We start from the raw sequence: 12,499 nt of genomic DNA, 5'->3' as shown, positions 1-12,499 counted from the left end.
ACAAGAGGAGACCACCATGGCCAAATACCGCGACAACCCCGATGCCATCCGCGCCCTGCTGCGCGAGACCGAGGTGCACAAGGACCTGTTCATCGACGACGAACTGTTCGACCTGGAGATGGAACGGCTGTACGCCAACACCTGGGTCTACGTCGGCCACGACAGCCAGGTGCCCAACCCCGGCGACTACATCACCACCACCGTCGGCAACCAGCCGGTGGTGATGGTGCGCCACAGCGACCGCTCGGTGCGTGTGCTGCACAACCGCTGCCCGCACAAGGGCACCATGGTGGCGGGCGACGCCTGCGGCAACACCGGCAAGTTCTTCCGCTGCCCCTATCACGCCTGGACCTTCAAGACCGACGGCAGCCTGCTGTCGATACCGCTGAAGAAGGGCTACGAGAACACCGGCCTGGAACAGTGCGAGGCCAGCCAGGGCATGGCGGCGGTGAAAGACGTGCGCAACCATCGCGGCTTCGTGTTCTGCCGCCTGAACCCGAACGGCCAGTCGTTCGAGGAATTCTTCGGCGACGCGCTGTCGACGCTGGACAACATGGTCGACCGCTCGCCCGAGGGCCGGCTGGAAGTGGCCGGCGGCGTGCTGCGCTACATGCACCGCTGCAACTGGAAGATGCTGGTCGACAACCAGACCGACACTTGCCATCCGATGGTAGCGCACGAGTCGTCGGCCGGCACCGCGGTCAAGGTCTGGGAACAGGCCCCGGCCGGCACCCCCAAGCCGATGGCGGTGGAACTGTTCGCGCCTTTCATCTCGCCCTACGAGTTCTTCGAGAACATGGGCATCCGCGTCTGGGAAAACGGCCACGGCCATACCGGCGTGTCCGATTCGATCCACGCCGCGTATTCCGGCATTCCAGGCTACTGGGAGTCCATGGTCGCCGCCTACGGCGAGGAACGCGCCCGCCAGATCCTGGGCGACGTGCGCCACAACACCGTGTATTTCCCCAACATCATGGTCAAGGGCCCGATCCAGACCCTGCGCGTGTTCAAACCGATCGCCGCCGACCGCACCCTGGTGGAGTCGTGGACCTTCCGCCTGGTCGGCGCGCCCGACCTGCTGCTGGAACGCACCCTCATGTACAACCGCCTGATCAACGCGCCCACCTCGGTGGTCGGCCACGACGACCTGGAAATGTACGAGCGCGCCCAGGACGGCCTGCAATCGCGCGCCCGCGACTGGGTCAATGTCGGCCGCCTGTACGACCCCGCCGAAATCGGCCAGAAGAACGTCACCACCAACGGCACCAACGAATGGCAGATGCGCAACCAGTACCGCGCATGGGGCCGCTACATGACGGAGCAGGCATGAGCTTGAGCGACCGCGACCTGATCGATTTCGTCTACGCCGAGGCGCGCCTGCTCGATGCGCTGCGCTTCGAGGACTGGCTGGATCTGTACACCGAGGACGGCCATTACTGGATGCCGCTGGCGCACGACCAGACCGACGCCCGCCTGCACGCCTCGCTGATGTACGAAGACAAGCTGCTGCTGCGCGTGCGCGTCGAGCGCCTGGCCGGCCAGCGCACCTTCTCGCAACAGCCCAAGAGCCGCTGCCACCACCTGCTGCAGGCGCCCACGGTCGAGCACGACCACCCCGACTCGGCGCCAGACCAGGGACGGCACGTGGTGCGTACCGCCTTCCATTACGTCGAGACACGGCAGGACGCGCAGACGCTGTACGCGGGCTGGGCCACCCATCACCTGGTCGAGCAGGACGGCGCGCTGCGCATACGCCTCAAGCGCGTCGATCTGGTGAACTGCGACGCCGCCTTCGGCAACATCCAATTGTTCATGTAGGAGCGGCTTGTGAGCACCACCGTCCACCAGGCTTTCCTGGACACCGCGACCCGGCATGGCGCCCGGCCCTTCCTGTGCATCCTGCCGGAAACCGCCGCCATCTACGGCATCGGCGCCGGCGAGCTGACCTACGCCCAGGCCGCCGCCGCCATCGAGACGCTGCGGGCGGCCTACGCCCGCGCCGGCTACGGCCACGGCCATCGCGCCGGCCTGCTGCTGGAAAACCGTCCGGCGTTCTTCCTGCACTGGTTCGCGCTGAATGCGCTGGGCGTGTCGGTGGTGCCGATCAACCCCGACCTGCGCGCGGCCGAACTGGAGTACCTGACGGGCCATTCCGAGATCGCGCTGGCCGTCGCCCTACCCGAGCGCCACGCCGACCTGCTGGCCGCCGCCGAGCGCGCCGGCAGGCCGCTGCGCGTGATGGGTCCGGACGACGCCCCGCCCGCCGCGCCCTTCCCCGCGCCGCTGGCGGGCGCGCCCGACGAACTGACCGAATGCGCGCTGCTGTACACGTCCGGCACCACCGGCCGCCCCAAGGGCTGCATCCTGCCGAACCGCTACTTCCTGCACGCGGGCGGCTGGTACGCCCGCATCGGCGGCCTGGCCGCGCTGCGCCCGGGCGAGGAACGCATGCTGACGCCGCTGCCGCTGGTGCACATGAACGCCATGGCCTATTCCGCCATGGCCATGGTGCTGACCGGGGGCTGCCTGATCCCGCTGGACCGCTTTCACCCCAAGACCTGGTGGGACAGCGTGCGCGACTCGGGCGCCACCGTGCTGCACTACCTGGGCGTGATGCCGGCGATCCTGATGAAGGCCGAACCCTCGCCGCGCGACAGGCAGCCGGCGATCCGCTTCGGTTTCGGCGCGGGCGTCGACCGCAAGTTGCACCAGCCGTTCGAGGAACGCTTCGGTTTTCCGCTGCTGGAAGCCTGGGCCATGACCGAAACCGGCGCCGGCGCCGTCATCATCGCCAACCAGGAACCGCGCCATATCGGCAGCAGCTGCTTCGGCCGCGAAGAGGACGACGTGCTGGTGCGCATCGTCGCCGACCATGGCGGCGAGGCCGCCGCCGGCGAGCCAGGCGAGCTGCTGGTGCGCCATGCCGGCGACGATCCGCGCTACGGCTTTTTCGCCGGCTACCTGAAGGACGCCGAGGCCACTTCGCAGGCCTGGGAGGACGGCTGGTTCCACACCGGCGACATCGTGCGCCGCGAGGCCGACGGCGCGCTGCGTTTCGTCGACCGCAAGAAGAACGTGATCCGCCGCAGCGGCGAGAACATCTCCGCCGTGGAAGTCGAAAGCGTGCTGCTGCAGCATCCGCTGGTCAAGGCTGTGGCGGTGGCCGCGGTGCCCGATCCGGTGCGCGGTGACGAGGTGCTGGCCTGCGTGGTGGCCGAGACCGCGCCCGCCGACGACGCCGCCCGCGACGATGCGGCCCGCGACATCGTGCAATGGAGCCTGCAACAACTGGCCTACTACAAGGCGCCCGGCTACGTCGCCTTCGTCGACAGCCTGCCGCTCACCACCACCAACAAGATCCAGCGCGGCGAAATGAAGGCGCTGGCGCCGACGCTGCCCGGCACCGCCCGCTGCGTCGACACCACCGCGATGAAGAAGCGCCAGGAGCCGGCCCGATGACCCCGCCGCGCGCCCGCTACGACGGCGTGGTGGCGGCCCTGCCCGTCAGCATTCCGTATGAACGCTACTCCACCCATGCCGCGCATTGGTGGTTGGGCCGCGCGCTGGGCGCGCTGATCCGCCAGGCCGGCATCGCCAAGACCGACGTCGACGGCCTGTGCGTGTCCAGCTTCACGCTGGCGCCGGACACCGCCGTGGGCCTGACGCAGCACCTGGGCATGAGCCCGCGCTGGCTCGACCACATCCCCATGGGTGGGGCCAGCGGCGTGGCCGCGCTGCGCCGCGCCGCGCGCGCGGTGCAGGCGGGCGACGCCGGCATCGTTGCCTGCATCGCGGGCGACACCAACCAGGTCGACTCGTTCCGCAACACCGTCAGCCAGTTCTCGCGCTTCGCCCAGGATGCCGTGTACCCCTATGGCGCGGGCGGCCCCAACGCCAGCTTCGCGCTGCTGACCGCGCACTACATGCGCAGCACCGGCGCCACCCGCGAGGACTTCGGCAAGGTCTGCGTGGCGCAGCGCGACAACGCGCTGCGCTATCCGCACGCGCTGATGAAGAAGCCGCTGACGCTCAAGCAATACCTGGACGCGCGTGTCATCACCGACCCGATTCACCTGTTCGACTGCGTCATGCCCTGCGCGGGCGCCGACGGCTTCCTGGTGATGAGCGAAGACCGGGCGCGGGCGCTCAATCTGCCCTACGCCCGCATCCTGTCCACCATCGAGCGCCACAACGCCTGGATCGAGGACCCGATCCAGACCCGCGGCGGCTGGACCCTGGACATCGACGAACTCTACGGCATGGCGGACGCGGCGCCGGCCGACATGGACTTCCTGCAGGCCTACGACGACTACCCCGTCATCAACCTGATGCAGATGGAAGACCTGGGCTTCTGCGCCAAGGGCGAGGCGCCACAATTCGTGCGCGCCAACACCTTCACCATCGACGGCAGCTTCCCCTTCAACACCAACGGCGGCCAGTTGTCGGTGGGCCAGGCGGGCGCCGCCGGCGGCTACCTCGGCATGGTCGAGGCGCTGCGCCAGTTGACCGGCACGGCCGGCGGCACGCAGGTGGCCGACGCGCGCCTGGGTCTGGTCAGCGGCTTCGGCATGATCAACTACGACCGCGGCCTGTGCACCGCCGCGGCCATCCTGGCCAGGAGCGACGCATGACCGAGCCGCTAGCCAAGCCGCCGCGCAAGAACCCCGTGGCGCGCACGCGCCAGCCCACCCTGCCGCCGGGCGCCCGCAGCCGCGCCGCCCTGGGCCTGACTGCCGCGGCCGCCGAAGGCCGCTTCGAGCTGCAGACGTGCGCCGATTGCGGCGCGGTGCAGTACCCGCCACGCGAAGTCTGCGGCCATTGCCTGTCGGAACACCTGCCCTGGCGGCCAGTGGACCCGCATGGGGAACTGCTGGTCAGCACCACGCTGCATCACAGCAACGACCTCTATTTCCGTGAACGCCTGCCGTGGCGCGTGGGCACGGTGCGCATGGACGCCGGCCCGTCGGTGGTGGCGCACGTGCACCAGGACTGCGCCGACGGCGCCCGCGTGCGGCTGGCGCTGAAACTGGACCGCAGCGGCCAGGCCGTGATGATCGCCCTGCCCGAAAGGAACACGCCCAATATGGAAGACGACAAGACCCTGCGCGAGACCTCGTGCGATCCGAAATTCCGCCGGGCGCTGATCACCGACGGCAAGTCGGCGGTGGGCCAGGCGGTGGCGCGCGCCCTGCTCGACGCCGGCTGCCCGACCGTGTTCCTGGGCGATCCGCAGCTCTGGCGCCGCGACGCCGGCTTCGACGCGCTGGCGACCGATCCGCGGGTGCAGGCGCTGGCGCTGGACGTGACCGACAGCGACTCGATCGAGCGCGCCGCGGCGTCGATTGGCGGCAAGGTCGAGATCCTGGTCAACACCGCCGACCTGGAGCGCGAAGGCGGCCTGCTCGGCCGCAAGGACGTCAACACCGCGCGCGACGCCCTGGACGTCAACGTGCTGGGCCTGATGCGACTGGCGCAGGGCTTCGGCCCGGCGCTGTGCGGCCGCGCCGCCGACGGCGTCAACAACGCCACCGCCTGGGTCAACGTGCTGTCGATCTACGCCCACGTCAACCTGCCGGCGCGCGGCATGTGGTCGGCCTCCAAGGCCGCCGCGCTGTCGCTGGCGCAATGCCTGCGCGCCGAAATGCGGCCGGCCGGCGTGCGCGTGGTGAATGTGTTTCCCGGCCCGGTCGACCACGAATGGGAGCAGCGCACGCCGCCCCCGCGCGTGGCCCCCGCGGCCATCGCGGGCGCCATCGTGCGCGCGCTGAAGGACGGCGTCGAGGACGTGTACGTCGGCGACGTCGCGCAGGAATTCCGCGCGCGGCTGGCGGAAAACCCCAAGGGACTGGAACGGGAACTGGGCGCCTGACGCCCCGACACGAAAACCAAAGGAGCAACAGATGAGCCAACCCATACTTGCCCAATTCATGACCGAACTGGTGTCGGGCCGCATCCGCCTGGTGGACCTGACCGAGACGCTGACGCCCGAATTTCCCACCATCGTGCTGCCGCCGGAGTTCGGCCAGGCCTGGCCGTTCCGCATCGAGGAAATCTCGCGCTACGACGAGCGCGGCCCGGCCTGGTACTGGAACAATTTCTCGTGCTCCGAGCACACCGGCACCCACTTCGATGCGCCGGTGCACTGGGTCACCGGCAAGGACCAGCCCGACAACACCGTCGACACCATCCCGGTGGAGGCCTTCATTGCCGGCGCCTGCGTCATCGACTGTTCGGCCGAGGCGCGCGACAACCCGGACTTCCTGCTGACCATCGACTTCGTCAAGAAGTGGGAGGAACAGCATGGCCGCATCCCGGCCCGTTCCTGGGTGCTGATGCGCACCGACTGGTCCAAGCGCGCCAAGCCGGCCGAATACCTGAACATGCAGCAAGACGGCGCCCACTCGCCCGGCCCCGACGCCGAGGTGGTGCCGTGGCTGATCAAGGAACGCGACGTGCACGGCTTCGGCACGGAGTCGGTGGGCACCGACGCCGGCCAGGCCCATCACCTGAATCCGCCCTACCCCTGCCACTATTTCATGCACGGCAACAACCGCTACGGCCTGCAGTGCCTGACCAATCTGGACCAGTTGCCGCCCACCGGCGCGGTGATCTTCTCGGCGCCGCTCAAGATCCGCAGCGGCTCGGGCAGTCCGCTGCGGGTGCTGGCGCTGGCGCCGCGCGCCTGAGCGGCGGCCGATAACTAAAGAACACAGGGGGATCCACCATGACGCACACCAACGTCGCCATCGTCACCGGCGGCAGCGCCGGCATCGGCGCCGAAATCTGCCGCAGCATGCTCGACGCCGGCTACGAAGTGATCTCGATGGCGCGCCGCGCCGCCGAGTTCAGCCACCCGCGCCTGCACAACGTGCAGGTGGACCTGCTGGACGCCGACGCCACGGCCCAGGCCGGCGCCGAGATCGCGGCGCGCTTTCCGGTCAGCCACGTCATCCACAACGCCGGCGTCATCTGGCCCAACCTGCTGCCGCAGGTGACCCAGGAGGAACTGCACGGCCTGACCCAGATCCACCTGGGCGCGGCCATCAGCCTGGTGCAGGCGGCCCTGCCCGGCATGCAGGAGCGCCATTTCGGCCGCATCGTCATGATGTCCTCGCGCGGCGCGCTGGGCCTGCCCACCCGCACCGCCTATTCGGCCACCAAGGCCGGCATGGTGGGCATGGCGCGCACCTGGTCGCTGGAACTGGCGCCCCATGGCATCACCGTCAACGTGGTGGCGCCCGGCCCGATCCAGACCGATATGTTCTACGAAGTGATCGAACCCGGCAGCGAACGCGAAAAGCAACTGGCCAACGGCATCCCGGTCAAGCGCCTGGGACGCTCGGACGACGTGGCGCGGGCGGTGATGTTCTTCGCCGACCCCGCCAACAGCTTCGTCACCGGCCAGACGCTGTTCGTCTGCGGTGGCGCCAGCGTCAGTTCCATCACCATCTGACCGGCGTCCCAGGCATCCGCTTCGGGTTTTGACGGATAGGTAAGCACGCAGACCGCGTCTACAGTGCAGTGCCAGAAAGTTGAAGCCAAAAGCAATTTCCGCGGTATCCGCTTTCCCGTTTTCTCCGTTTTCCAGCCGCACCCACTCTGCTCCCTATCCGGAGGTTTTGCCATGCTGTCGAAGAAACTCCCCCTGGCCGCCGCCGTGCTGGCCGCCCTGGTCTCCCTGCCCGCCCTGGCCCAGGTCAAGGTCGGCGTCGTCACCTCGTCCACCGGCCCCACCGCGCTGGTCGGCATCCCGCAGAAGAACACGGTGCCGCTGCTGCCCAAGAAGATCGGCGACCTGACCGTGGAATACATCTCGCTGGACGACGCCAGCGACTCGACCAACTCGGTCACGGCCTTCAAGAAACTGATCACCGAGCAGAACGTGGATGCCCTGATCGGGCCTTCCGGTTCGCCCAACGCCATGGGCGTGATCCAGTTCGCCGCCGAAGCCGGCGTGCCGATGCTGGCGCCGGTGGGCACGGCCGCCGTGGTGCTGCCGATGAACGAACAGAAGAAATGGGTTTTCAAGACCACCCAGAACGACGACATCATCGCCCGTGCGCTGGTCGACCACATGGCCAAGACCGGCATCAAGACGGTCGGCTTCATCGGCCTGAACGATCCGTATGGCGAGAACTGGTACAAGGTGTTCTCCGGCCTGGCCGCCGAGAAGGGCATCAAGATCACCGCCAACGAACGCTACCTGCGCTTTGACAGCTCGGTCACCGGCCAGGCGCTGAAGATCCTGGCGGCCAAGCCCGACGCCGTGCTGGTGGCCGCCCCCGGCGCCGCCAGCGTGCTGCCGCAGACGACGCTGTACGACCAGGGCTACAAGGGCAAGTTCTATCAGACCCACGGCGCCGCGCTGCCGGACTTTCTCAAGCTTGGCGGCAAAAAGGTCGAAGGCACCGTATTGGCCGCCAGCCTGATGCTGGTGCTGCCCGAAATGCCCGACAGCAATCCGTCCAAGAAGGTGGCCAGCGACTACATCGCCGCCTACGAAAAACTCAACGGCTCCAAGCCGGCCACCTTCGGCGCCAACGTCTACGACGCCGGCCTGCTGCTGGAAAAGGCCGTGCCGCTGGCCGAAAAGGCCGGCAAGCCGGGCACCAAGGAGTTCCGCAGCGCGCTGCGCGATGCGCTGGAGCAGACCCGCGAGCTGGTCGGCACCCAGGGCGTCTACAACATGAGCGCCGCCGACCACAGCGGCTTCGACGACCGCGGCCGCGAACTCATCACCGTCAAGGACGGAAACTGGACGCTGGTGAAGTAAGCCCCCCTTGAACGCTGCCCCATCGAGATGCCGCGGAGCCGGCTTTGCCGGTCCGCAGGCATGCCCCCTGGGGGGAGGCGCGCAGCGCTTCGGGGGGTGATATTTGTCCGTTATCCGGAAGTACCGATGAATGCTCAGATCGCCCTGATACTCGGGCAGGATGGCATCACCAACGGCGCCATCTACGCGCTGCTGGCCTTGTCCATCCTGCTGGTCTTTACCGTTACCCGCGTGCTGTTCATCCCCCAGGGCGAGTTCGTCGCCTTCGGCGCGCTCACCATGGCCGCGCTGCAGGCCGGCAAGCCGGTGCTGCTGGTGTGGCTGCTGCTGGCGTTCGCGCTGGCCGAGGCCGTGGCCGACCTGCTGGCGCGCGCCAGGCGGCCGGGACGCCGCGCGCCACTGTGGCGCATCGGCGCCAAGGTGGTGTATCCGCTGCTGCTGGCCGCGCTGTTCTACCGCCTGCCGCTGGCGCAACTGCCGATGGCCGCACAGGCGCTGCTGACGCTGCTGCTGGTGGTGCCCATGGGCCCGCAACTGTACCGCCTGTTCTACCAGCCGATCGCCTCGGCCTCGACGCTGGTGCTGCTGATCGTGTCGATCGCGGTGCACCTGGCGCTGGTGGGCCTGGGCCTGCTGGCCTTCGGCGCCGAAGGCGCGCGCACCGCGCCGTTCAGCGACGCCAGCCTGGCGCTGGGTCCGGTCAACGTCAACAGCCAGGCGCTGTGGGTGGTGGCGGTGTCGGCGCTGCTGATCGTGGTGCTGTACCAGTTCTTCGAGCGCTCGATGTACGGCAAGGCCCTGCGCGCGGCCGCCTTCAACCGGCTCGGCGCGCGCCTGATGGGCATTTCACCGGTATTCGCCGGCAAGGCCACGTTCTTCCTGGCGGCGCTGATCGGCACCGTCTCGGGCATCCTGATCGCGCCCATCACCACCATGTATTTCGATTCCGGCTTCATGGTCAGCCTGAAGGGCTTCGTCGGCGCCATCATCGGCGGCCTGGTGAGCTACCCGCTGGCCGCCGCCGGCGCCGTGCTGGTCGGCCTGATCGAGGCCTTCTCCTCGTTCTGGGCCAGCGCCTACAAGGAGATCATCGTCTTCACGCTGATCATCCCCGTGCTGCTCTGGCGCTCCCTGAAAAGCCACCACGTCGAGGAAGAAGAAGAATGACCCCGCGCCACCTCGTTCTCGTGTTCCTGGCGCTGCTGGCGGCCGCGCCGCTGGCGTTGCCGCCGTTCTACGTCACGCTGCTGAACTACATCGGCCTGTATGCCATGGTAGCGCTGGGGCTGGTGCTGCTGACCGGCGTCGGCGGCCTGACCAGCTTCGGCCAGGCGGCCTTCGTCGGCATCGGCGCCTACACCACCGCGCTGCTCACCACCCGCGCCGACGCCCTGCCCGCCTGGCTGGCGTGGCTCGGCGCCTCGCCCTGGCTGACGCTGCTGGCCGGCCTGCTGCTGACCCTGGTGGTGGCCTACCTGCTGGGCGCCATCACGCTCAAGCTGTCCGGCCACTTCCTGCCGCTGGGCACCATCGCCTGGGGCCTGTCGCTGTACTTCGCGTTCGGCTCGGTCGAGGGCCTGGGCGGTCACACCGGCATTCCCGACGTGCCGGCCATCCACCTGTTCGGCTGGGCGCTGACGCAGGGAGAAGACATCTACTATCTGATCTGGGCCTTCCTGCTGGTGGCCATGTGGTCCACCAGCAACCTGCTCGATTCGCGCGAGGGCCGCGCCATCCGCGCTCTCAAGGGCGGCCGCGTCATGGCCGAATCCATGGGCGTGGACACGGCCCGCTCGCGCATGGTGATCTTCATCATCGCGGCGTTGCAGGCCTGCGCCTCGGGCTGGCTGTATGCGCACATGCAGCGCTTCGTCAATCCAAACCCGTTCGGCCTGCAGATGGGCATCGAATACCTGTTCATGACCGTCATCGGCGGCGCCGGCCAGGTCTGGGGCGCGCTGGTGGGCGCGGGCGTGTTCACGGTGCTCAAGCAGTGGCTGCAGGACTGGCTGCCCAGGCTGCTGGGCCAGACCGGCAACTTCGAGGTAATCGTGTTCGGCTTCGGCATGGTGCTGCTGCTGCACCGCTTCCGCGGCGGCCTGTGGCCGGTGCTGGCGCGCTGCGTGCCGGTGCGCAAGCGCCAGCGCCAGATCGACGCCCGCGCCGAGCCGCTGCCGCGCAAACCGATGCCGCCGCGCGGCGAGGTGGTGCTGAAGGCGGTGGACGTAACCCGCAAGTTCGGCGGCCTGGTCGCCAACAACGCCATGAACCTGGAGATCCGCGCCGGCGAGATCCTGGCGCTGATCGGTCCCAACGGCGCCGGCAAGAGCACCATGTTCAACCAGATCTCGGGCGTGGACACACCCACCTCCGGCCAGGTCACGCTGCTGGGCCAGCCGGTGGCCGGCGCCGGCGCGCGCCGCATCGCCCGCCTGGGCCTGTCGCGCACCTTCCAGCACGTGCGCCTGCTGGGCCGCATGAGCGTATTGGAGAACGTCGCCATCGGCGCCCACCTGCGCGGCCATCGCGGCGTGCTGCCGGCCGCCTGGCGCCTGGACCGCGCAGAGGAGGCCCGCCTGCTGGCCGAGGCCGCGCGCCAGGTCGAGCGCGTCGGCCTGGGCAAACACCTGCACGACGAGGCCGGCTCGCTGGCGCTGGGGCAGCAGCGCATCCTGGAGATCGCGCGGGCGCTGGCGTCGGACCCCTGCATCCTGTTGCTGGACGAGCCGGCCGCCGGCCTGCGCTACCAGGAAAAATGCGAATTGGCCGAGCTGCTGAAGAAGCTGCGGGCCGAAGGCATGGCGATCCTGCTGGTCGAGCACGACATGGATTTCGTGATGGGGCTGGTGGATCGCGTGGTGGTGATGGACTTCGGCGAGAAGATCGCCGAGGGCCTGCCGGCCGAGATCCAGCACAACCCCGCGGTGCTGGAAGCCTATCTGGGCGGAGTGGAATGATGAGCGCGAAACTGCTGGAAGTGCGCGACCTGCGCGTGGCCTACGACAAGGTCGAGGCCGTCTCGGGCGTCAGCCTGTCGGTGGACGAAGGCAAGATCGTCACCGTCATCGGCCCCAACGGCGCCGGCAAGACCACCCTGCTGTCGGCCATCATGGGCGTGCTGCCCTCGCGCGGGGAGATCGTGTTCGGAGGCAAGCGCCAGGAACACGCCGAGATCGAGGAAATGGTGGCGGCCGGCATGAACCTGGTGCCGGAAAAACGCGAGCTGTTCGCCGAGATGTCGGTGGAAGACAACCTGATGCTGGGCGCCTTCGACCGCTTCCGCCGCGGCCTGCGCGACCAGGACCAGACGCTGGCCGAGGTCTACGACCTGTTCCCGCGCCTGCGCGAACGCCGCGCGCAACTGTCGGGCACGTTGTCCGGCGGCGAACGCCAGATGCTGGCGGTGGGCCGCGCGTTGATGGCCAAGCCGCGCCTGCTGATGCTGGACGAGCCCAGCCTGGGCCTGGCGCCGCGCATCGTGCGCGAAGTCTTCCGCATCGTCGAACAGTTGCGCGGCATGGGCGTGTCGATCCTGCTGATCGAGCAGAATGCCCGCGCCGCACTGCAGGTGGCGGACTACGCCTACGTGCTGGAAACCGGCAGCGTCACGCTGGAAGGGCCGGCGGCCCAGGTGGCCGAGGATCCGCGCGTGGTCGAGGTGTACCTGGGACTGGGGCACGCGGCGCCGGCCCCGGCGTGATGTCGCGAGGCGGTGGCGGACGCCGG

General features: G+C 68.8%; 11 protein-coding genes. All 11 read left to right on the top strand.

What is annotated here, in order from left to right; genetic code table 11:
* The first annotated feature begins 16 nt into the window (after positions 1–16).
* The 11 genes from AC6LKG_RS01705 (at position 17) to AC6LKG_RS01655 (ending at position 12,473) form a co-directional block, all read left to right on the top strand.
* The gene (locus tag AC6LKG_RS01705) at positions 17–1,330 is read left to right on the top strand and encodes an aromatic ring-hydroxylating dioxygenase subunit alpha (protein WP_498162248.1); all 1,314 of its coding nucleotides are present in this window, start codon (positions 17–19) and stop codon (positions 1,328–1,330) included.
* Complete coding sequence (locus AC6LKG_RS01700; RefSeq protein WP_498162246.1) at positions 1,327–1,818, top strand: aromatic-ring-hydroxylating dioxygenase subunit beta; 492 nt, start codon at positions 1,327–1,329, stop codon at positions 1,816–1,818. Before AC6LKG_RS01705 ends, AC6LKG_RS01700 begins: the two co-directional genes overlap by 4 nt.
* 9 nt (positions 1,819–1,827) lie before the next feature.
* Positions 1,828–3,459, top strand: coding sequence for an AMP-binding protein (locus AC6LKG_RS01695; protein WP_498162245.1), 1,632 nt, complete (start codon positions 1,828–1,830; stop codon positions 3,457–3,459).
* Positions 3,456–4,631 carry a thiolase family protein gene (locus tag AC6LKG_RS01690; protein ID WP_498162243.1) on the top strand — a complete coding sequence of 392 codons (1,176 nt, stop codon included), beginning with the start codon at positions 3,456–3,458 and terminating at the stop codon, positions 4,629–4,631. Before AC6LKG_RS01695 ends, AC6LKG_RS01690 begins: the two co-directional genes overlap by 4 nt.
* Positions 4,628–5,869: an SDR family NAD(P)-dependent oxidoreductase gene (locus AC6LKG_RS01685; protein WP_498162241.1), complete on the top strand. Its 1,242-nt coding sequence runs from the start codon at positions 4,628–4,630 to the stop codon at positions 5,867–5,869. The genes AC6LKG_RS01690 and AC6LKG_RS01685 overlap by 4 nt, the downstream gene beginning before the upstream one ends.
* 31 nt (positions 5,870–5,900) lie before the next feature.
* Positions 5,901–6,686, top strand: a complete 786-nt coding sequence (locus AC6LKG_RS01680) for a cyclase family protein (RefSeq protein ID WP_498162239.1) — start codon at positions 5,901–5,903, stop codon at positions 6,684–6,686.
* Positions 6,687–6,724: 38 nt separating this feature from the next.
* The gene (locus AC6LKG_RS01675) at positions 6,725–7,453 is read left to right on the top strand and encodes an SDR family NAD(P)-dependent oxidoreductase (protein ID WP_498162237.1); all 729 of its coding nucleotides are present in this window, start codon (positions 6,725–6,727) and stop codon (positions 7,451–7,453) included.
* 171 nt (positions 7,454–7,624) lie between these two features.
* Positions 7,625–8,773: an ABC transporter substrate-binding protein gene (locus tag AC6LKG_RS01670; RefSeq protein ID WP_498162235.1), complete on the top strand. Its 1,149-nt coding sequence runs from the start codon at positions 7,625–7,627 to the stop codon at positions 8,771–8,773.
* Positions 8,774–8,899: 126 nt separating this feature from the next.
* Positions 8,900–9,940, top strand: coding sequence for a branched-chain amino acid ABC transporter permease (locus AC6LKG_RS01665; RefSeq protein WP_498162233.1), 1,041 nt, complete (start codon positions 8,900–8,902; stop codon positions 9,938–9,940).
* A complete protein-coding gene (locus AC6LKG_RS01660) occupies positions 9,937–11,730 on the top strand; it encodes a branched-chain amino acid ABC transporter ATP-binding protein/permease (RefSeq protein ID WP_498162231.1) in 1,794 nt (597 codons plus the stop codon). Before AC6LKG_RS01665 ends, AC6LKG_RS01660 begins: the two co-directional genes overlap by 4 nt.
* The gene (locus tag AC6LKG_RS01655; protein ID WP_498162229.1) at positions 11,730–12,473 is read left to right on the top strand and encodes an ABC transporter ATP-binding protein; all 744 of its coding nucleotides are present in this window, start codon (positions 11,730–11,732) and stop codon (positions 12,471–12,473) included. Before AC6LKG_RS01660 ends, AC6LKG_RS01655 begins: the two co-directional genes overlap by 1 nt.
* Positions 12,474–12,499: the final 26 nt, after the last annotated feature.

The organism is Achromobacter sp. 46006, assembly GCF_059761975.1.
The sequence above is the reverse complement of the archived record's forward strand: the minus strand, read 5'-3'. Positions and strand labels throughout refer to the sequence as shown.